The sequence below is a fragment of the Streptomyces sp. NPDC054847 genome (assembly GCF_053610925.1).
On the sequence record NZ_JBSGZJ010000030.1, the window covers coordinates 13,614 to 33,200 of the forward strand.

Here is a 19,587-nt window from a genome sequence, read left to right on the forward strand (position 1 = left end):
AGGAGGCACCCCGCACCATGAACAGCGGCCACGAGACGACGAACAACGCCCCGGCGACGCCCGGCCCCGCGACGACGAACAGCGCCGTCGCGGCGACGGCCACCGTCATCACCAACATCGCCAGCCTGGTCACCAACGACCCCTCCCTCGGTGACGGATCCCCCCTCGGACTGATCCGGGACGCGGCCGTCGTCATCGACGGCGACCGCATCGCCTGGATCGGTGAGAAGAGCAAAGCACCCGCCACTGACAACCGGCTCGACGCCGGCGGCCGGGCGGTCGTCCCCGGCTTCGTCGACTCGCACTCGCACCTCGTCTTCGCCGGTGACCGCACCGCCGAGTTCAACGCCCGGATGTCCGGGCAGGCGTACGCCGCGGGCGGCATCCGGACCACCGTCGCCGCGACCCGCGCCGCGAGCGACGCCCAGCTGGACGCCAACGTCGCCCGCTATCTCGCGGAGGCCCTCCGGCAAGGGACCACCGTCATGGAGACCAAGTCCGGTTACGGGCTCACCGTCGAGGACGAGGCGCGTGCCCTGCGGATCGCCGCCGCGCACACCGACGAGGTCACCTACCTCGGAGCGCACATCGTGTCCCCGGACTACGCCGACGACCCGGCGGCCTACGTCGCCCTGGTGACCGGCGAGATGCTCGACGCCTGCGCGCCGTACGCCCGCTGGGTGGACGTCTTCTGCGAGAAGGGCGCGTTCGACGCGGACCAGGCGCGGGCCGTCCTCACCGCGGGCAAGGCGCGGGGGCTGACTCCCCGCGTGCACGCCAACCAGCTCACCTACGGTCCCGGCGTGCAGCTCGCCGTCGAGCTGGACGCCGCGTCCGCCGACCACTGCACCCACCTCACCGACGCGGACGTGGACGCGCTCGCCAACAGCGCGACGGTCGCGACGCTGCTGCCGGGCGCCGAGTTCTCGACCCGCGCCGAGTGGCCGGACGCCCGTCGGCTCATCGACGCCGGCGCGACGGTCGCGCTGTCGACGGACTGCAACCCGGGCTCGTCGTTCACCTCGTCGATGGCGTTCTGCGTCGCGCTCGCCGTACGCGACATGGGGATGACGCCCGACGAGGCGCTCTGGTCGGCGACCGCCGGCGGGGCGGCGGCCCTGCGCCGCACGGACGTGGGCCGCCTCGGCGTCGGCGCCCGCGCCGATCTCGTACTGCTGGACGCGCCCAGCCATGTGCACCTGGCGTACCGGCCGGGTGTTCCGCTGGTGAGCGAGGTGTGGCGGGCCGGCCGTCGCGCCGCGTAGGCCGCCGCCACCGGGCCGGCCCGCGCGAGGCGTGCGCCGGTACGGCCGGGGCCGGCCGGCTCAGCTCCGCTGCTCCGGCCGCTCCTGCGGCGTCCCGGTCCGCGGCCACGACACGGACCGCCCCGCCGATTCTGAACCGGACGGGCCCGGCCCCTCAGGGTTTCCCGGGCAGCAGGTGCCGCCAGCTGCCCGGGTGCGCCGCCAGGTAGTCGCGCAGCCCCTGTGCGGGGTGACCCGTCAGCCGGGGCACCGCGTCGGAGACGGTGGCCATCTCGCCCCTCGCGATCGCCTCGTACGAGCTGACCCAGCCCGTCACCTCCCAGTCCTCCGCGCCGTACCCGGCCCTGGAGGCGTACGCCTCGTCGCGGGACTCGAGGTGGTAGCTGACGGTGCGGCCGGTGACCTCGCTCAGCGTCCGCGCGGCCTCGGCGAGTGTGAACGCGTCGGGGCCGGTGAGGTCGTACACGACCCGGTCGTGCGTGCGGCTCCCGTCCAGCAGCACGGCCGCCGCCGCGTCGGCGATGTCGTCGTGGGCGACGGCGGCCACCCGGCCCTGGCCGCCAGGGCCGCGCAGCACCCCGTCCTCGCCGGTCATCGAAGGGAACGCGGCCAGATAGAAGTTGTCCCGCAGGAAGGTGTGGCGCACCCCGCAGGAGCGGATGTACTGCTCGGTGTGCCAGTGGTCGCGGGCGAAGGTGAACGTCGCGTCCGGCGCCGCGCCGACGAACGACACGTACACGATCCGCTCGACGCCCGCGGCGACCGCCGCGTCCACGGCCGTGCAGTGCTCCTTCACCCGGTCCGGGGCCTCGTGCGCGGAGACCATGAACAGCGTCTGCGCCCCGTCGAGGGCGCGCCGCATCGCCTCGCCGTCGCCGTAGGAGGCGGGGCGGGCGACCGTCGCGCCCGGCAGTTCGGGCAACCGGGTGGGATCGCGGCCGATCAGCCGCGTCGCGGCGTCCGCACCGGAGAGCCGGCGCGCCACCCGGCCGCCGACGCGGCCGCTCGCTCCGGTGACTGCGATGACTGGGAGCATGACGGTGTCCTCTTCTGCTGGGATGCGCGGTCCTCTTCCGCCGGGACGCGCGGTCCGGCCGGTGTGTGCACCAGTCTCGCGGGCGCCGGCGGCCCGGTGGCGCGCGACATGCGACAGTGGGCGGATGCGAACCATCGGGCTGATCGGCGGCATGAGCTGGGAATCCAGCGCGGAGTACTACCGGCTTCTCAACGAGTTCGTGCGCGACCGGCTCGGCGGGCTCCATTCGGCGCGATGCGTGCTCCACTCCGTCGACTTCGCGGAGATCGAGCAGCTCCAGACGGCCGGTGAGTGGGAGCGTGCCGGCGAGATCCTCGCGGCGGCCGCCCGAGGTCTCGAGGCCGCCGGTGCCGAACTGCTGCTGATCTGCACCAACACCATGCACAAGGTCGCCGGCCAGGTCGAGGCAGCGGTCCGGGTGCCGCTGCTGCACCTGGCGGACGCCACCGCGGACGCCGTCAAGGCCCGTGGTCTCACCCGCGTCGGCCTGCTGGGCACCGCCTTCACGATGGAACAGGACTTCTACCGCGAACGCCTCGCCGGGCACGGGCTCGAGGTCCTCACCCCGGATGCGGAGGGGCGTGCGCTGGTCCACCGGGTGATCTACGACGAGTTGTGCCTCGGCGTCGTGCGGGACGAGTCCCGCGCCCGCTACCAGGACGTGATCGGCGAGCTGGTCGGTGCCGGAGCGGAGGGCGTCGTCCTCGGCTGCACCGAGATCGAGCTGCTGATCGGGCCCGGCGACAGCCCTGTGCCGGTGTTCCCGACGACGACACTGCACGCGCGGGCGGCCGTCGAGGCCGCGCTGGCCTGAGCCCGGACGGGCGCCAGGAGGACCGGCCCGGTCCGGGCGGCCGATCGCGGGGGCGCGCGGGCGAACCGGCACGCGTCAGAAGAAGCGTGACGCTCCCTACCGTGTCGGTATTTCGGCCGGTACCGTCGCTCTCCTGGGGGCGAGCTTGTTGAAAGCTCAAGAGCAAGGCCGGGGGGTCGAGTTGAGCGATGTGCGAATCAGGGTCGTGACGCCGGGGGAGCTGGGCGCGAGTCAGACGGAGGCGTGGCGGGAGATGCGCGCGGGTGCGGAAGCACCCGCGAACCCGTTCATGGAGCCCGAGTTCACCCTCGCGGTCGGCCGGGTGCGGGCCCCGGCAAGAGTGGCCGTGCTCTGGGAGGGCGGGGAACCGGCCGGTTTCTTCCCTTACGAGCGGGGGCCGTTGGGGCGGGGGCGGGCCATCGGTCTCGGGGTATCCGACTGCCAGGGTGCGGTCCTGCGGCCCGGTCTGGGCCTCGACCCGCGTGAACTGCTGCGGGCGTGTTCGCTGGCGGCCTGGGAGTTCGACAACCTCGAGGCGGGCCAGAAACTGTTCGAGCCGGACGCGGCCGGTGCGTTCGGCTCGCCCGTCATCGACGTCGCCGCGGGATACGCCGCCTACGAGGAGCGGCTCAGGGAGCGGTCGCCCAAGTTCCTGCGGACCACGCTCGCGAAGGAGCGCAGGCTCGGCCGGCAGGCCGGCGGCGTGCGGTTCGTCCTGGACGAGCGGGACCCGGGCGCGCTGCGGACGCTGATGTCGTGGAAATCCGCCCAGTACCGCAGGACCGGCCGCAGGGACCGCTTCTCGCAGCGGTGGATCAGCACCCTGGTGCGGCAGCTGCACGAGTCGAGGGCGGCCGGCTGCCGAGGGACGCTCTCCGTGCTGTATGCCGGTGACCGGCCGGTCGCCGCGCACTTCGGGCTGCGTTCGCGCACCGTGCTGGCCTGCTGGTTCCCGGCGTACGAGCCCGAGTTCGCCAAGTTCTCACCCGGCCTGATCCTGCATCTGAGGATGGCGGAGGCGGCGGCCCGCGAGGGCGTCGCGCTGCTGGACCTCGGCCGTGGGGCCGCCGAGTACAAGGACGCCCTCAAGACCGGCGAGCTGCGGGTCCACGAGGGCGCGACCCTGCGGCCGGGGCCGGGGGCCGCGCTGTACTGGCTCGGCCGCGAACCGGTGCGCAGGGCCCATGGGTTCGTCCGCGACCATCCGCGGCTCGCCGCGCAGGCCAGACGGACGCTGAACCGGGTGGGCCGGCTGCGGGGGACCCGCTGACGCCGGACGCGGTCCGCAGGGGCATCGGCCCGGCAGCGCACCGTACGCACACCAGGGGGACACGCATGCTGAGCAGATCACTACGGCCCGCCCCGCCCGGCCTGCCGCGGCCGCCTGCGCCGATGCGGGTGGTGGAACTGGACCTCGAAGGCCCCGACGGGCCGGTCCTCGCCTTCCGTCCGGCTCCGCCGGGAGAGGCCGGCGGACTGCCGGGCAGCCCGTTCCGGGCGGAGCCCGCGACCGCTGCGGCGGACGACGTCTTCGCACTGGTCCGGCTGCGCGGGCGGCCCGTCGCCACCGTGGTGTGCCGCGTTCCGAGCGGGCGCAGGGCCGTCGACGCGGTCGCCGTGGCCGCCCGGGCGCGGCTCGCCGGCCGGGAGCCTGCGCCAGCGCCGCCGCACGGCGATCTGCCGCGTACCAGCGTCGTCGTCGCCACCCGCGAGGGCGCCGGACGGCTCGCCCGCGCCCTCGACTCGCTGCTCGCCCAGGACCACCCGGAGTACGAGATCGTCGTCGTGGACAACGCCCCCGTCACGACCGCCACCCGCGATCTCGTCGAGAACAAGTACGGCGGCCTGCGGACCGTACGCGTCCGGTACGTCAGCGAACCCGTGCCGGGCCTCGCCGTGGCCCACAACAGGGGCGTCGCCGTCGCCGACGGCGCGGTGCTCGCGTTCACGGACGACGACGTGGTCGCGGACCCGCACTGGCTCACGTCGCTCACCGCGCCCTTCGCCGACGACCCGCGGATCGGCTGCACGACCGGACTGATCCTGCCCGCCCGGCTGGGCACTCCGGCGCAGATCCTCCTGGAGAGCCACGGCGGCTTCGCCAAAGGGTTCACCCCGCGTACGTACGACCCGCTGCGCCCTCCGGCCGACCAGCCGCTGTTCCCGTTCACCGCGGGCAGCTTCGGGTCCGGCGCCAACATGGCCTTCCGGGCCGCCGTGCTGCGCGGGCTGGGCGGTTTCGACCCGGCCACCGGCACGGGCACGCCCGCCCGCGGCGGCGACGACCTGTACGCGTTCGTCTCCGTCCTCGCCGCGGGGCACCGGCTGCGCTACACGCCGCAGGCGCTGGTGTGGCACCACCACCGTGAGACGTGGCGGGACCTGACCCGGCAGGCGTACGGGTACGGCGCCGGGCTGACCGCCGCCCTGACCGCCCTGCTGGTCCGCCGCCCGGCGCTGCTGCCCGCCCTGCTGCGCGGGCTGCCGGCCGGCCTCGCCCACGCCCGTGCGATCACCGCCTCCCGGGAGGCCGGTACGGGCGGGGCGCCGGGCACGCACGGGGCCAGGGAGCATCCGTGGCCGCGCCATCTGTCCCGGCTGGAACGCCGCGGGATGCTCACCGGCCCGCTCGGATACGTGAGGGCACGGCTGCGGCTGCGCGGCGTCGACCTGCCCGACGTCGCGGCGGGGAGGCGCTGACATGCCGGACGCGATCCCGGTGCTGCTCTACCACGCCGTCATGGACGATCCGCCCGCCTGGATCGCCGAATTCACCGTCACTCCGGCGCAGTTCGGGGCGCATCTCGACGCCGTCGCGGCGAGCGGCCGCACCCCGGTGACCGTAGGCACGCTCGTGGACGCGCTCACCGGCGGCGGCCCGCTGCCCCCACGGCCCGTCGTCCTCACCTTCGACGACGGTTTCGCCGATCTGCCCGGGCCGACCGCGGAAGCGCTCGCCGGCCGCTGCATGCCGGCCACCGCGTATCTCACCACCGGGGCGCTCACGCCCGGCCGGACCAGCCTGCTGCCGCCGGCGCCGATGATGACCCTGTCCCGGGCGCCGCTGCTGGAGCAGTACGGCATGGAAGTGGGCGCGCACACCGTCACCCATCCGCAGCTCGACACCCTGCCGCCCGCCGAACTGGACCGGGAACTGCGCGAGGCGAAGGCGGAGTTGGAGGACGTGCTCGGCCATGAGGTGAGGCAACTGGCCTATCCGCACGGCTACAACAGCCGTGCCGTCCGCAGGGCGGCGGCCGCGGCGGGCTACACGTCGGCCGCCGCGGTGCGGCACGCGCTCAGCTCACCGGCCGACGAGGCGTACCGCATCGCCCGCCTCATCGTGCGCCGCACCCACACGGTGGCGGACGTCGAGGCGTGGATGGACGCCGGGGGCGGTGTGCCCGTCGCGCCGTTCCCCGACGGGCTGCCGACGGTGGGCTGGCGGCTGTACCGGCGTGCCCGTGCGGTGGTGCGGGGAAGGCAGTTCGCGGGCTGACCCGGGAGGCGGCTCAGCCCCGAGGCACGCGCTGGCCGAAGTACGGGTCGGACACGGCGCGTCGCAGGGCCTGCCAGGAGGACTCCCGCGCGAGCGACAGGTCGCAGCCGGGCCCCGGGTCGCGGTGGTTCCACTGGAGCGCGGCCCGCACCCCGTCCAGTTCCTTCACCACGTCCGGGACCTCCGCGTACCACTCGGCCTGCGCGCCCGGGCGGGCCGGATCGTCGGCCGTGCCGAACTCGGAGAGCATCAGGGGTTTGTCGCGGGAGATGTGCTCCCTGATCCACCGGTGGGACGCGGTCTGCGTCTCCTCGAAGCTCTTCCAGGACGTCCGGTGGCAGCGGAAGTAGTTGTACTGGTTGTAGCCGATCCAGTCGACGTACGCGTCGCCCGGATACAGCCGCGGGAACAGCGCCGCGTGCCCGGTCCAGCCGGTGACGACCCAGGTCCAGACGACGTTCTGAACGCCCAGTTCACGGAACCGGTCATGGATGTGGCGGTAGGCGGCGACGTACTCCCCCGGCGTGCCCGCGGCCGGGGTGCGGGTGTCCATCTCCAGGTCGAACGAGAGGAACACCTTCTTCCCGTACGCCTTGATCCGCCGCGCCTGCACGTCGACGACGCTTCGGTCGAGCTGCCCCGCCGCGATCTGCCGCCAGGTCGGCTGCTGTTCGGGCCGGCCGTTCCACCACTTGCTCTCCCACGACAGCAGCAGCAAGCGGTCCCGGCCGACGCGCTGTTCCTGCTCGGTCAGCAGCCGGCCCTCGAGGCCGTCGGTGGACATGTCGTGGTAGGCGTACACGATGTCCAGCCGCCGCCCGAGCCGCTTCTCGTAGGCGAGGACCTTCTCCTCCAGGTCGGTCTTCTCGTGCCGGACGTAGGCGCCGAACCAGGCGCCGCAAGGGGGCACCAGCAGTTCGGTGGCGCGGCACCGGGGACTGCCGGGCGAGGGCGGGGCACTGTCCCCTGGGCCGGCGAACGTGAGGGCGAGCACCCCGCAGAGCAGCACCGCGGACACCACCGCCACCCAGGGCCGGCGGTGGTGCCGCGGCACTCCCGTGAGGGTCACGTGAGGGACCCCTTCCTCGGCGGGGAGGCGGAGCGGGCGGCCGGCGCCCGGCCGGTGACCTGCGGGCAGCACGCGGCGAGCGTGGTCGCCGCGGCCAGCAGGACAAGCAGCCGCAGTCCGCTGAAGGCGCCGGCGGCGAGCAGCGCGGTCGCGCAGAGGACCGCCGCGCCCACACTCAGGAAGAGCGCCAGGACGAGCTGCTCCAGCCGGTCGGAGTCGCGGGTGAAGCCGTCGTCCTGCGCGGCCGCGCCGTAACGGCGCAGGGCGGGCGCGCAGATGCGGACGGCGGCGGCGCCGGGGCCCGCGAGGAGGAAGGCGACGACGGGCAGTGTCCGCAGCGGCGAGGCGGCGGGCAGCGCGGTGGCGGCCACCGCGCACCAGCCCACCAGTGGTGGCAGCAGCCGGAATGTGAGCGATCCGGGTCTCATGGTGTGCTCCCTGTCGTGGGCCTGAGTGCGTAGACGACACCGGCGCTGTTGCCGGCGACCCGCTCGAACAAGGGCGAGTCGGCCACGGACCGTTCGATGCGCCGCAGCTCCGCGGCGCTGAGCATGCCGTTCATCTCGGAGCCCGCGATCTGGCCCCTCGTGAGTAGGAAGTACGCCCGGCCCGGCGAAGCCACCCCGGCCATGTCGCGGGCGAGTGTGCCGGCCGGGTCGGCGAGGATCTCCCGCACATGGCTCTTGGCGTCCTCGAGGAACCAGTAGTGGCCGACCTCTCCGTACGAGGCGTACGCCAGCGGGTAGTTGCGGTGCGCGGCGACGACGAGCGAGCCGGGCGGAGCACCGTCGATCACCTGCCGGACGAGCTCGACCTCGTCCGGCGGGAAGTAGCTGAGCCGGTCCTTGCCCGCGTAGGCGGGCACGAACGCGGCGGTGAGCACGAGCAGCGCGGCCCCGGCGAGCACGATCCGCCGCCGTCCGCCGTCGCCCGCCCCCGCCGTCGGGACGTCCGGGGAGGCGTCGGCCGCCGCCGGGGGAAGCAGGACCGCTGCCGCGAAGAAGCACGCGCCGGGCAGCATGAACAGCAGCACCCGGAAGATCATCTCGCTGCCGTAGTCGTTCGCGACGAGCATCAGCAGCGGGACGGCGGTGAGCAGCAGCAGCGGCCGGGCCCGGGTCCGCAGTGCTTTCCGTCGCAGCACGCCGAGCGCGGCGAGCAGCAGCACCGCCCCCGACAGCAACCGGGCCACCCACGACACGGTCACCGGGCCGGTCCCCGTCGGCGTCGACCCGTAGCCCGTCTCCAGGTTGCCGCGCACGTCGCCGAAGGACCGGAGCATCTCGGGCACCGCCTCGCGCAGGAAGGGCAGCGAGACGGTCAGGTTCCAGGCCAGGAACATCACGGCCAGCGCGGCCAGCGCGGGCAGCGCCCACGCGCGGCGGTCGCGGGTCAGGCACAGCGCGGCGAGCCCCGCCCCCAGCATGACCGGCGTGAGCTGGTGCGAGACGACGACGGCCGCGATCAGGGGGAGCAGCAGGGCCGTCCACAGGAGGCGCCCCCGGGGCCGTGCGCCGTCCTCGGTCCGGCCGTCGCGGCGCAGCACCACCGCGATCACACCGAGGTACAGGGCGAACGCGAGGGACTGCGGCGAGAAGTAGTCCTGGCCGACCCAGTTGGCGACGTGGAACAGCCACACGGCCGTCCAGACGAGCCTGCGGTCCTGCGTGAACGTGCGGTAGACCAGCAGCAGCGGAGCGAGCAGCAGCAGACTCGAGAACAGCGGCCACCAGGCCATGAAGGCCGCCGCGCTCTCCGCGCCCGTGAGCCGTACGAGGCCTGCCTGCGCGGCGAAGAAGCCCGGCCACTGGTCGTAGACGGTCATGTCACCGAGCCGCTCGGCCGTCGTCTCCAGCCGGCCGGCGGACAGCAGATGCTCCACGACCGCGTCGTGCTTCCACGCCCACGCGTACAGCGCGGTCGGGTAGACGAGCGCCTGGGTGGCCCGTTCGATCAGCAGCAGTCCCAGCACGTACGCGGCGGGCCAGCCGCCGCCCCGCGCCGGATCGCGCACGCAGTACCAGAAGCCGCCGGTCAGCAGTGCCAGGGCGGCCCAATAGGTGACGGGCAGCGCGCCGACCAGCCCGAAGTCTCCGAGCCCGACCGGATCGGTGCGCAGTACCGAGTGCGCCCACAGCGCGAGCGCGCCCGCGAGGGGCAGCGCCGCGCCCCAGGGCACGCGCCGGCGCACGCCGACGGGGTCGGCGGCGGGCGGGCCGGACGTCTCCGCCGTGGGCCCGGCGTCCGAGGTGACGGGCAGGTGCACGCTTTTCCCCCAGGTCATTCGATACGGCGGTGTCGGCGACGGCGCCCGCGCAGCAGGGCGAGCACAAGTACCGCGCAGAGCAGGGACAGTTGCAGCGGAAGCAGGACGGCGTCGAGCTGCTCCCGCAGGGCCCGTCCGCCGGCGAGGAGCAGCAGCAGGACGGCCCAGCGGGCGCCGCCCGGCAGCCGGACGAGCCAGAGGATCACGAACACGGCGGCGAGGCACAGGAGTTGCCCCACGGCGGTCCGCAGCCCGCTCCACGGCGCGGTGTGCAGCGCGGCGAACGTGGCGAGCAGGCCGCCGCCGAGCAGCCCGGGCTGCGGCGTCGGCAGGGCGGCGGCCGCGACCTGGACGAAGAGGAGCAGCGAGAGACCCGCGAGGCTCAGCGACGGCAGGGCCCACGGCCAGTCGACGTGGCCGGCGTCCGGCCGGTGCGCCAACGGCGTCCAGAACAGCCCCGCGCCGAACCCGAGGAACAGCCACAGCACCGTGACCGCCCACTCCTCGCCGACGCGCGCACGGGCCCGGGCCGCCCGGACGCGGAGCCCGGGAGGGGGCGGGCGTCCCCCGGCGAGGACCGCACGCAGCCCCGGCACGCACGCCAGCGCCATCGCCGTCATCGACAGCAGCATCGCCCAGCCGGCCCCCGCGATCCCGGCCGGACCCAGAAGCAGCGCCGCGCTGCCGAGGACCAGTACGCACATGGCGGCCTGGAGCACGGCCAGCACGCCCGTACGCCCCTGGACCCGCAGGACGCCGATGTACAGCTCCACGGCGACACGGGGCAGGGCCGCCGCCGCCAGCAGCCGCAGCACGGTGGTGCCGTGCGCCGCGTAGTCCTCGCCGAAGGGGGCGAGGATCTGAGGGGCGAACACGACGAGGACGGCCACGACCGGGACGAGCAGCATCGCCATCCGACGCAGTGCGCCGCGCACCCCCGCGGCCAGGGTTTCCGGACTGTGCGAGGCGTGCGCCGTCAGCGAGGAGGCCATGTTGATGGCCATGAACTCCATCGTGCCGCCGACGGTGTAGGCGATGTAGAAGAAGCCGTTGTGCGCGGCGTCGAAGCTGACGGCGACCATCACCGGCAGCAGGTTGATCATCGCCAGGGAGAACAGCGCCCCCACCGAGTCACCGGCCAGGAAGCGGCCGATGTCGCGCAGGCTCGGCGGCTCGCGGTCGTGGTCGGCCGCCGCCTGCCTCGGGATCAGCCGGCGGAAGACCATCCAGCCGAGCGGCAGGACGGACAGGGCGATCGCGACGGCCCAGGAGACGAAGATGCCGAGCACCGGCAGGGCGCCGGCGAACACCACGAGCAGCAGCAGCTTGCCGACGGAGAACACAGTGTTGCCGACCGGCACCCACACGGCTCTGCGCAGGCCCGTGAGCACGCCGTCCTGGAGGGTGAGCAGCGCCCACCCGATGCAGGACGCCGTGAAGACGGCTCCGGCGGTGAGGCCCCCGAGCAGGGCGTACGACGGGCCCCACAGGTCCAGCGTGAAGAGGAAGGCGACGGACGCCAGGCACACGACGAGCGAGCTGAGCGCGTACGCCCGCCGCACCAGGGCCCCGGTCCCGCGCCCGGCCCGGGGCACGTACCGGACGACCGCGCCGATCATGGTGGTGGCGGTGAGCGAGGAGAGCAGCCGCATCGCGGCGATGGCGGCGGACCCCTGCCCGACGGCCTCCTGCGTGTAGTGGCGGGCGGCCACCAGCCAGAATCCGAGTCCGAGCGCGGCGGACACCCCGGTCGAGAGCATGAGCGCGTAGGCGTTGCGGAACAGCGAGTCACCGGCACCGGGCCCGGGTGTGCCGGTGTGCGTCGCGTCACGGTCGCCCGCCGGCGGCGGGCCACCGGCCGCCCTCTCGCCGCCGCCCGGCCCGGCCCCCAGGAGCGGCACGGCCGTCGCCGTGTCCGCGCCCTCGCCCGCGCCGGGGGCGTCAGGCACCGGCATCGCCCCGGCGGGGCAGCCGCGGGGCCGCCGGCGACGGGCCGGGGCGGCGCAGGACATGGGGCGGTACACGGGCCGGCGCCCGGGTGGGGGCGGTCTGCGGCGGCCTGGCCGGTCGTACGCCGGCACGGTCCAGGACCACCGCGGCCTGTTCGGCCCGCAGGGGATCGACCGGCAGGGCGTGGCGCGCGAACCACGACGCCGCGGCGGGGGCGGGCGACGGGTCGGTGAAGTGGTCACCCGCGTACCGGTCGAGCGGCGGGTCGTAGAGATAGCCGACGGGGATCCGGTGCCGGGCCAGCGCCGCCGTCGCGGCGGTCCGGTCCTCCACGAGCAGCGGTACCCGGAACAGCGGCTGCGCGGGGCCCGGCCGGGGAGCGGCCCACGGCGTGTCCAACAGCCTCTGGGTGCCCGTGAGATGGGCCGCGAGCCGCTCGTCGAGGCGTGCCAGCAGCCGCTCCGTACGCCGTAACCGCAGCCGGCCAGGCACGAGCCGGTAGCTGTGCATGTCCACCCGCGCCCAGGAGTCGAACGCGTCGAGCGACGGGGACCGCGGCAGCGCACGCGCCAGTTCGTCCGGGCGCAGCGCCATCCGGATCTCCGTGCGCTCCTCGAGGCCGAGGAGTCGCAGCGCCGCGCGTGCCGCTTCGGTGAGCCGCAGGCCCCGCAGCCCGGCCTCCGCGTACGGCCGCAGCCCGTAGGCGAGCTCCGCCGACAGCCGTGCGGGTGCCAGCAAGGCGTCCCTGGCCCGCGCCAGCTCCTCCCGCGACGCGGGGTCGGCGACGGCGAGGAACCCGCCCGTGCCGGCGCCGGTGTGTTTGGAGAGGCTGAAGACGGAGGCGTCGCCGAAGCCGCCGACGGGCCTCCCGGCCAGCACGGTGCCGATGGCGTGCGCCGCGTCCTCCAGCAGCGGGATGCCCGACGCGTCGCAGCGTGCGCGCAGTTCGGGGGCGGGGTCCGGATTCCCGTACAGGTTGGTGGTGAGGACGGCGGAGAGGCTCCGCCACAGGGACTCGGGGACGGCCTCGGCGTCGATGGTGCCGTCGTCCGCCCGCAGCGGCGCCTGCACGGGGCGCAGACCGGCCGCGAGCACCACGAAGAAGATCACGTCGTCGTTGACCGGCGACATCAGTATCCGCCCGCCCGGCCGGCACCAGTGGCGCAGCGCCACATAGAGGCCGAGACGGCATGACGGCACGTACAGGCACTCCCTGCCCAGACGGCGGCGCATCAGCTCTTCGAGCGGTGCGTACGCCTGCGGGCAGCCCTCCCCAAGAGCCATGTGTTTCCCCCCACTTGCCCCTGGGTCAATGTGGACCAATCGGGACTGCCCCGTCAATAACGTGGAAGGGCCCATTCCTTGACGGAATGGGCCCTTCCGGGTGCGGGTGAGGTGGTCCGCTCACTCCTCCAGCGTCAGGCCCTTGCGGAGCCTGCGCAGGGTCCGGGACAGCAGCCTGGATACGTGCATCTGCGAGATGCCGAGCTCTTCACCGATCTCCGACTGCGTCATGTTGGCGACGAAACGCAGGGAGAGGATCTGGCGGTCGCGCGGCGGAAGGCTCGCGATCATCGGCCTGAGCGACTCGATGTACTCGATGCCTTCGAGCCCGTGGTCCTCGTAGCCGATGCGGTTGGCGAGGGCGCCCTCGCTGTCGTCCTCCTCCGGCTGGGCGTCCAGCGAGCTCGCGGTGTACGCGTTGCTCGCGGCCATGCCCTCCACGACCTCGTCCCGGCCGATGTCGAGCCGCTGCGCGAGCTCGTCGACGGTGGGGGCGCGGTCGAGCTGCTGGGAGAGCTCGTCCCCCGCCTTCGCGAGGTCCAGCCGCAGCTCCTGGAGCCGGCGCGGCACACGCACCGACCAACTGGTGTCGCGGAAGAAGCGCTTGATCTCGCCGATGATGGTCGGCATCGCGAAGGTGGGGAACTCGACGCCGCGGCTGAGTTCGAAGCGGTCGATCGCCTTGATCAGGCCGATCGTGCCGACCTGGACGATGTCCTCCATCGGTTCGCTGCGGGTGCGGAACCGTGAGGCGGCGAACTTGACCAGCGCGAGGTTCAGTTCCACCAGGGTGTTACGGACGTACGCGTACTCGTGCGTGCCCTCCTCGAGGGACGCGAGGCGTGCGAAGAGCGTCTTGGACAGTTCTCGCGCGTCCAGCGCTCCCACCTGTTCGAACGGCGGGATCTCCGGAAGGCCCTCGAGGGCTTCGAGGCCCGTGGCCTGTTCGTCGGTGGGGGTGGACAGTGTCGACGGCGCGGTGGGGGTTCGCGATGCGTCGAGCCGGGGTGACATGGTCTCCTCCATCGTTCTCGGCATATGGCTGCCGAAGCCCATACATGCTGCTGCGGTGAGCGGCGCCTCCAAAGCCGGCCGTGTTGGTTGTGTCCCTACTAGCCCTACCCGGTCTGCCACGACGATCGCAAGTGGCATATCGGCAGTATGTCCGTATTGTCGGTTAGTTCGGCTACCAGTGTGCGCGTGGAGGGCGTAGGGTTCGACGGACGTCAGCGCCGTCCGTCGACGGTGCCGACGTGATGTACGACACGGTGGCGACACACTGAACGACACGGCGAAAAGGGACGGCATGGACCGCGAGACGGTCGGCAGCGTCAATCGGGGCCGGCTTCAGGTCGAGGTTCGGACCGAGGGCCGCAGCGAAATCGTGAAGCCGGTGGGTGAGCTCGATCACCACACGGCGGACCTGCTGCGCGTGCCCTTGGAGGAGGCGATCGAACGCGGTCGCGTACGTCTGGTCATCGACTGCTCGCAGCTGGAGTTCTGTGATTCCACGGGACTCAATGTGCTGCTCGGTGCCCGGTTGAAGGCCGAGGCCGGTGGCGGTGGGGTCCATCTGGCAGGGATGCTGCCGGTGGTGGCGAGGGTCTTCGAGATCACCGGCGCCGAGGCGGTCTTCACGGTGCACGACTCCGTCGAAGCGGCCCTGGTCCACTGACCGGCCGCCCTGTTGCCCGCGTCACGCGGGCCGGATCCGCTCAGTGGGTGTTGTCACGGGCCGGTCGGGCAGGAGAACCCCCGCAGACCGTTGAACGCCCAGCACTCTGCGTACTTGAGACCATGGCGAACTGGTGAATCGGTGAATCGGTGAGGTGAAGCGCTGATGAGCACCACCCGGCAACAGCAGCCGGGCGACGCCGGCCCGGAGCCGGGTGGCGCCGGCGCGCCGCCGGCCGTCCCCGCATCCGGGGTCTCCGGCGGCGCCGTGCGCAGCCTTCCCCTGCGCGCGGCCAGTGGCATCGTTCCCCTCGCCCGGGACTTCACGCGGCAGGCGCTCTACGACTGGGGCTGGCTGCCCGCCGCGTCGGCCGACCGCAGAGCCGCCGCGGAGGACGTGCTCCTGGTCGTCTCGGAGCTGGTCACCAACGCCTGTCTGCACGCGGAGGGGCCGGAGGAGCTGCGCGTCGGCTGCGACGGCAAAGTGCTGCGCCTGGAGGTCACCGACCGGGGTGCCGGTCAGCCGGCGCCCCGCACCCCCCACCGTGCCGGGCGGCCCGGCGGGCACGGCATGTTCATCGTCCAGCGGCTCTGCATGGACTGGGGTGTCGTCAGAACGCCCGGCTCTCCGGGCAAGACGGTGTGGGCGGAGCTAGCCGCACCCGCGTGACGCCGCTCAGGACCCGTTGAAAGAGCACGCCGATACGGCGTGCTCTTTGTCTTCCCTCCCCAAGGCCCCGGGCGTACCTTGAGCGCCCGATCTGATGTGTCGTCAGTTGACTGCGGCCGAGGGGACCCGACGTGTCGTACCGGAAACGAACAGCTCTCGCCCTGGCGGCGGCGGTGGCGGCCCCGGCGGTGCTGCTGACCGCCCCCGCCGCGCACGCCGCCGTCGTGGACGTCGACTACGAGTGCCGAACCCCGATCGGCCCGAAGGGCGCCGTGTCGCCGATCGACATCAAGGCGGTCAGGAACGGCGGCGCGTACCGGCTCACGATGTCCTTCCAGAAGGGTGTCTCCTCCAGCCCGGTCGAACTGGGCAAGGGCGCCATGAACCCGAGCGCGGTCATCGAACTGGGCGGCGCGGAGACGGGTGAGGTGCGGGTGTCCGGCCCGCCCAACGCCGCCGCCGTACCCGCCGAGACCCCGATCAAGATCAACGACCTGTCCGGTACGTACACCCCGAAGAAGAGCGGCAAGGTCACGTTCACGGCCGGAGTGCTGACCATCAAGGCCCTCGGCACGACCACGACCTGCACGCCGAAGAACAGTCCCCGGCCCTCGCTCGAGCTCGACGTCACGGCGGCGGGCGGCGCCACGGGAGGCGGGTCGTCCGAACTGCCGAAGACCGGTCCGCTGGACGCGGCGACCGCGCTCGGCACGCTCGGCGGAACCGTACTGCTGACCGGGGCGGCCGGCGTCCTCTGGCTGACCCGGCGCGGCGGCCGGACCGCGGGCTGATCCGTGCGGGCCGCCCTCGCGCTCGTACTCGCCCTGGCCGCGCCTCCCCCCGGCGCCGGCTGGGAGCCGGAGCGCGAGTACGTGTACCTGGAGGGCGGCCCCGGCACGGTGCTCGAGGACCGCGTGTCCCTGACCAACCCGGGCACCGAGGCGCTCACGGTGGAGATGAAGGCGCCGCCGGGCGCGGGGCCGTGGATCGCTCTCGCCGCCGGCGAGGTGACGATCCCGGCCCGCACCCGTGCGGAGATCCCCTTCACGCTGACCGTCCCCGCGAACACGCCCCCGGGTGAACGGACCGCGACGATCACGGCGTCGGCCGGCGGCCGCACGGAGCCGATCCGCGTCCACCTGCGGGTGAACGGCCCGAAAGTCCCCGCCCTCACCGTCGAGGACGTGTCCTTCTCCGGCGGTCTCGTCCACTACACCGTCGTCAACCGCGGCAACACGCCCCTGTCGCCGCGCGTCTCGCTGCGCGCCGACGGCCTCTTCGGCGCTCCGGTGACCCACCGCGCCCACGAGGTCCGTTCCCTGCCGCCGGCGCAACGGGTCGCGCTGACCGAGCGATGGGACCCACCGGCGCTGGACCGTGTCGAACTGCGCCTGGACGTCACCGCGGCGGGCGGCGTGCACGCCGGCGCGACGGTGGCGAAGACCTTCCTTCCCTGGCCGGCCCTGCTGCTGACGCTGTTGCTGCCCGCGTCCTTGTGGGTCCGTCTGCGGCGCCGGCCCAGAAAAGCAGGAGGCTGACGATGCCCTCCGTCCGCCGCGCCCTCGCGGTCGTACTCGCAGCGTTCCTCCTGCTTCCGGCTGTTCCCGCGGCGGTCGCGGACCCGTCCCCGCCCAGGGTGGAACTGTCCGCCCCGCAGGCGGGCAAGGGCCGGGACATCACCGTCAGCGGCAGCGGCTGGCGTCCCCGCACCCTCCTCATGCTGCTCGTCTGCGGCCGGGCCACCCCCGCCAAGGGCGTGATCGGCGGCACCAACTCCTGTGCCAACGCGGACGGTCGCGCGGTCACCACCGGCTCCACGGGGTCGTTCAGCAAGAAGGTGCCGGTCGCGGAACCGCCCGTGCCCTGCCCCTGCGTCGTCCACGTGGCCACCGTCATGGGGGAACAGCAGAGCGTGGACGCCGTGTTCGTCGTCGCAGGCCACCCCACCGCCCCGCTTCCCGAGCAGACCGGCGGCGGCAGGCTCGCGGTGCTCACGGCCACCCGGCTCGAGGGGGATTCGGGCCTCCTCGTCTTCTTCGGCGCCCCGCCCGCCCGCACTCTCGAGTTCACGGTCGGCAACCTCGGCACCGACCCCGTCCGGGACCCGGTCTTCCGGATCGGCACGGCGCACGGGCTGTTCGCCCCGCAGTGGGAGGAGCAGCAGTGGCGCGGGACGGTGCGGCCCGGCGAGAAGGCACGGATCACGCTGCCCGTGCAGCTTCCCGCCGGGGCGCACGGTGACTACTCGATCTCGGTCGAGTACGGCACGAAGGTCCTCGCCGAGCAGCCCTGGCGCGTGCCCAGGCCATGGGGCGTGACGGTGTTCTGGGTGCTGCTGGCACTGGTCGTGCCGGCCGCCCTGTTCCGTATCGGCATGGCGGTCGTCGACAAGGTCCGGCCGCCGGACCCCCGCCATGCCCGCCCGTCCCGACGGCGTGGCTCCACCGCCACTGCCACGGCCACCGCCGACGGCGGCGCGAGCGACACGGCGGCGGCGCTTCCGTGGCTCGTGCCCGACGCCACGCCCTCCGCGCCCTCGGTGTCCTCCGCACCGCCCGCACCTGGCGCACCGTCCACAACGTCCGCACCTTCCGCACCGTCAGAGAACCGGCCCACGACGAAGGGACATTCGTGAGTACGCAACGGAGGATGAGCGCGGCCGGAGTCGCGCTGATGCTCGGCGGAGCGGGGATGCTGCTGGCCGCGAGCCCGGTACAGGCCGCAGAGGTCTCGTACGCGACGGAGTGCATTCCGCCGCCCATCTCCGGTCTGCCGCCCGTACAGGGCACCACCAAGGTGCAGATCACCGCGCCCCCGGAGGCGAAGGTCGGCGACGAGGTCGAGGTGGTGTGGAAGACCGTCCAGGCGGCGTCGAAGAACCCGGACGTCCTGGACCTGGAGAAGGACACGGTCAAACCGACCGGCACGATCACCCTGGGGGGCGCCGCGAGCGGCGAACTCAAGGCGGAAGGTCCGCGCCAGAATCCGCCGATCCCCAAGAACAGCCCGATGGTGCTCCCCGACATGAAGGCCACGCTGAAACTGGAGAAGGCCGGCGAGATCACGCTCACGCCGGGCGCGTACAGCATCAACGTGTCGAAGCCGATCTCGACGGACACCAAGTGCTCACCGAAGGAGACGGTCGGGGCCGGCGCGACGATCAAGGTGACGGACGGCCAGGGCGGCACCTCCGGCGGTACGAGCTCGGGCGGCACCACTTCCGGGGGCACCAGTTCAGGAGGAACCACCACGGGCGGAACGACCAATGGTGGGTCCGACTCCGGCGGAACGACGTCCGGGGGCGGCAGCTCAGGGGGAACCACCTCCGGGGGCACCGATCCGGGCCCCACCGACTTCGAGGGCAAGGAGATCGAGGTCGCCTACGCCTGCAAGACCCCGATCGGAGACAAGAACGCCGTCTCCCCGGTCCGGATCAACGCCAAGAAGAACGGCGGCGGTTACGACCTGACCGTGAAGTTCTCCAAGTCCGTCATGGACAGCCCCGCCGACATCCCGGCGGACTCCGTCAAGCCCTCCATGGAGGTCCGGCTCGGCGGAGCCGACAAGGGATTCGTCCATGTCGAGGGCCCGACCAACAAGGAGCCCATCAAGTCGGGCGAGCCCATCGAGATCCCCGACCTCACGGGCACGTACAAGCCGGGCGCGACCGGCAGGGCGACGCTCAGCCCCGGTGTGCTGACGGTCAAGGCGCTCGGCACGACCACGACCTGCACCCCGCCGGCCGGCGTCCCGTTCTCCCTGGAGCTGGACACCTCGGCCCAGCCCGGCGGGGCTTCGGGGGGCACCACCACCGGCGGCGGCACAGCCGGCGGCGGAACGGGGTCGTCCGGCGGCCTCGCCCAGACCGGCGCGGAGGACACCGGCGCGCTGCGCGCCCTCGCCCTGGTCGCCGGCACGGTGATCCTCCTCGGCGGCGCGGTGTTCACCTTCACGCCGTGGCAGCGCCTGCGCGGCCCGCGCTGAGCGGCGGCTTCTTCCGGCGCGTTCGCCCGGTGAGGGCGATGTGCGAACAGCAGGAGGGCCGGCACGAAGTCTCCTT

Annotated in this window: 18 protein-coding genes; 11 read left to right on the top strand and 7 right to left on the bottom strand. The window is 73.4% G+C overall.

Annotated features, from left to right (window positions below; genetic code table 11):
• The first annotated feature begins 17 nt into the window (after positions 1–17).
• Positions 18–1,265, top strand: coding sequence for an imidazolonepropionase (gene hutI, locus ACWGH4_RS06115; RefSeq protein WP_441267023.1), 1,248 nt, complete (start codon positions 18–20; stop codon positions 1,263–1,265).
• Between the two features lie 154 nt (positions 1,266–1,419).
• Here the strand turns inward: hutI and ACWGH4_RS06120 are convergent, their stop codons facing one another.
• Positions 1,420–2,301 carry an NmrA family NAD(P)-binding protein gene (locus ACWGH4_RS06120; RefSeq protein WP_453456196.1) on the bottom strand — a complete coding sequence of 294 codons (882 nt, stop codon included), beginning with the start codon at positions 2,299–2,301 and terminating at the stop codon, positions 1,420–1,422.
• 124 nt (positions 2,302–2,425) lie between these two features.
• On the opposite strand from ACWGH4_RS06120, the gene ACWGH4_RS06125 reads away from it, so the two are divergent.
• The 4 genes from ACWGH4_RS06125 to ACWGH4_RS06140 all read left to right on the top strand — a co-directional run bounded on the left by ACWGH4_RS06125 (position 2,426) and on the right by ACWGH4_RS06140 (position 6,614).
• Positions 2,426–3,115 (top strand): aspartate/glutamate racemase family protein, encoded by a 690-nt coding sequence (locus ACWGH4_RS06125; protein ID WP_453456199.1) that lies wholly within the window; start codon positions 2,426–2,428, stop codon positions 3,113–3,115.
• A 190-nt stretch (positions 3,116–3,305) separates the two neighbouring features.
• On the top strand, positions 3,306–4,385 hold the full coding sequence (locus ACWGH4_RS06130; protein WP_453456243.1) for a GNAT family N-acetyltransferase: 1,080 nt from the start codon (positions 3,306–3,308) through the stop codon (positions 4,383–4,385).
• 122 nt (positions 4,386–4,507) lie between these two features.
• Positions 4,508–5,815: a glycosyltransferase gene (locus ACWGH4_RS06135; protein WP_453456246.1), complete on the top strand. Its 1,308-nt coding sequence runs from the start codon at positions 4,508–4,510 to the stop codon at positions 5,813–5,815.
• A 1-nt stretch (position 5,816) separates the two neighbouring features.
• On the top strand, positions 5,817–6,614 hold the full coding sequence (locus tag ACWGH4_RS06140) for a polysaccharide deacetylase family protein (RefSeq protein WP_453456202.1): 798 nt from the start codon (positions 5,817–5,819) through the stop codon (positions 6,612–6,614).
• 13 nt (positions 6,615–6,627) lie between these two features.
• Here ACWGH4_RS06140 and ACWGH4_RS06145 read toward each other — a convergent pair whose 3' ends face one another.
• The 6 genes from ACWGH4_RS06145 to ACWGH4_RS06170 form a co-directional block, all read right to left on the bottom strand.
• The gene (locus ACWGH4_RS06145; protein WP_453456205.1) at positions 6,628–7,683 is read right to left on the bottom strand and encodes a glycosyl hydrolase; all 1,056 of its coding nucleotides are present in this window, start codon (positions 7,681–7,683) and stop codon (positions 6,628–6,630) included.
• Positions 7,680–8,111 carry a hypothetical protein gene (locus ACWGH4_RS06150; RefSeq protein WP_453456209.1) on the bottom strand — a complete coding sequence of 144 codons (432 nt, stop codon included), beginning with the start codon at positions 8,109–8,111 and terminating at the stop codon, positions 7,680–7,682. The genes ACWGH4_RS06145 and ACWGH4_RS06150 overlap by 4 nt, the downstream gene beginning before the upstream one ends.
• On the bottom strand, positions 8,108–9,967 hold the full coding sequence (locus ACWGH4_RS06155; RefSeq protein ID WP_453456212.1) for a glycosyltransferase: 1,860 nt from the start codon (positions 9,965–9,967) through the stop codon (positions 8,108–8,110). The genes ACWGH4_RS06150 and ACWGH4_RS06155 overlap by 4 nt, the downstream gene beginning before the upstream one ends.
• The gene (locus ACWGH4_RS06160) at positions 9,964–11,904 is read right to left on the bottom strand and encodes a lipopolysaccharide biosynthesis protein (protein WP_453456215.1); all 1,941 of its coding nucleotides are present in this window, start codon (positions 11,902–11,904) and stop codon (positions 9,964–9,966) included. Before ACWGH4_RS06160 ends, ACWGH4_RS06155 begins: the two co-directional genes overlap by 4 nt.
• Positions 11,891–13,183, bottom strand: coding sequence for a DegT/DnrJ/EryC1/StrS family aminotransferase (locus ACWGH4_RS06165; protein ID WP_453456218.1), 1,293 nt, complete (start codon positions 13,181–13,183; stop codon positions 11,891–11,893). The genes ACWGH4_RS06160 and ACWGH4_RS06165 overlap by 14 nt, the downstream gene beginning before the upstream one ends.
• Positions 13,184–13,303: 120 nt before the next feature.
• Positions 13,304–14,197 (bottom strand): RNA polymerase sigma factor SigF, encoded by an 894-nt coding sequence (locus ACWGH4_RS06170; RefSeq protein WP_453456221.1) that lies wholly within the window; start codon positions 14,195–14,197, stop codon positions 13,304–13,306.
• Between the two features lie 292 nt (positions 14,198–14,489).
• Between ACWGH4_RS06170 and ACWGH4_RS06175 the strand changes: the two genes are divergently transcribed.
• From ACWGH4_RS06175 to ACWGH4_RS06200, 6 genes are all read left to right on the top strand, one after another.
• Positions 14,490–14,858, top strand: coding sequence for an anti-sigma factor antagonist (locus ACWGH4_RS06175; RefSeq protein WP_441267032.1), 369 nt, complete (start codon positions 14,490–14,492; stop codon positions 14,856–14,858).
• Between the two features lie 165 nt (positions 14,859–15,023).
• Complete coding sequence (locus tag ACWGH4_RS06180) at positions 15,024–15,527, top strand: ATP-binding protein (RefSeq protein WP_453456225.1); 504 nt, start codon at positions 15,024–15,026, stop codon at positions 15,525–15,527.
• Positions 15,528–15,658: 131 nt separating this feature from the next.
• Positions 15,659–16,318 (top strand): peptidase, encoded by a 660-nt coding sequence (locus ACWGH4_RS06185; RefSeq protein WP_453456228.1) that lies wholly within the window; start codon positions 15,659–15,661, stop codon positions 16,316–16,318.
• Positions 16,319–16,321: 3 nt separating this feature from the next.
• Positions 16,322–17,065, top strand: coding sequence for a COG1470 family protein (locus ACWGH4_RS06190; protein WP_453456231.1), 744 nt, complete (start codon positions 16,322–16,324; stop codon positions 17,063–17,065).
• A gap of 2 nt (positions 17,066–17,067) precedes the next feature.
• Positions 17,068–18,162, top strand: a complete 1,095-nt coding sequence (locus tag ACWGH4_RS06195) for a hypothetical protein (protein WP_453456234.1) — start codon at positions 17,068–17,070, stop codon at positions 18,160–18,162.
• 14 nt (positions 18,163–18,176) lie between these two features.
• A complete protein-coding gene (locus ACWGH4_RS06200; protein WP_453456237.1) occupies positions 18,177–19,511 on the top strand; it encodes a hypothetical protein in 1,335 nt (444 codons plus the stop codon).
• The last annotated feature ends 76 nt before the right edge of the window (positions 19,512–19,587 follow it).

Coding starts and splice junctions, on each gene's coding strand:
- hutI (WP_441267023.1), top strand. CDS start 18: ATGAACAGCGGCCACGAGACGACGAACAACGCCCCGGCGACGCCCGGC.
- ACWGH4_RS06120 (WP_453456196.1), bottom strand. CDS start 2,301: ATGCTCCCAGTCATCGCAGTCACCGGAGCGAGCGGCCGCGTCGGCGGC.
- ACWGH4_RS06125 (WP_453456199.1), top strand. CDS start 2,426: ATGCGAACCATCGGGCTGATCGGCGGCATGAGCTGGGAATCCAGCGCG.
- ACWGH4_RS06135 (WP_453456246.1), top strand. CDS start 4,508: ATGCGGGTGGTGGAACTGGACCTCGAAGGCCCCGACGGGCCGGTCCTC.
- ACWGH4_RS06140 (WP_453456202.1), top strand. CDS start 5,817: ATGCCGGACGCGATCCCGGTGCTGCTCTACCACGCCGTCATGGACGAT.
- ACWGH4_RS06150 (WP_453456209.1), bottom strand. CDS start 8,111: ATGAGACCCGGATCGCTCACATTCCGGCTGCTGCCACCACTGGTGGGC.
- ACWGH4_RS06155 (WP_453456212.1), bottom strand. CDS start 9,967: ATGACCTGGGGGAAAAGCGTGCACCTGCCCGTCACCTCGGACGCCGGG.
- ACWGH4_RS06160 (WP_453456215.1), bottom strand. CDS start 11,904: ATGCCGGTGCCTGACGCCCCCGGCGCGGGCGAGGGCGCGGACACGGCG.
- ACWGH4_RS06165 (WP_453456218.1), bottom strand. CDS start 13,183: ATGGCTCTTGGGGAGGGCTGCCCGCAGGCGTACGCACCGCTCGAAGAG.
- ACWGH4_RS06170 (WP_453456221.1), bottom strand. CDS start 14,197: ATGTCACCCCGGCTCGACGCATCGCGAACCCCCACCGCGCCGTCGACA.
- ACWGH4_RS06175 (WP_441267032.1), top strand. CDS start 14,490: ATGGACCGCGAGACGGTCGGCAGCGTCAATCGGGGCCGGCTTCAGGTC.
- ACWGH4_RS06180 (WP_453456225.1), top strand. CDS start 15,024: ATGAGCACCACCCGGCAACAGCAGCCGGGCGACGCCGGCCCGGAGCCG.
- ACWGH4_RS06195 (WP_453456234.1), top strand. CDS start 17,068: ATGCCCTCCGTCCGCCGCGCCCTCGCGGTCGTACTCGCAGCGTTCCTC.
- ACWGH4_RS06200 (WP_453456237.1), top strand. CDS start 18,177: ATGAGCGCGGCCGGAGTCGCGCTGATGCTCGGCGGAGCGGGGATGCTG.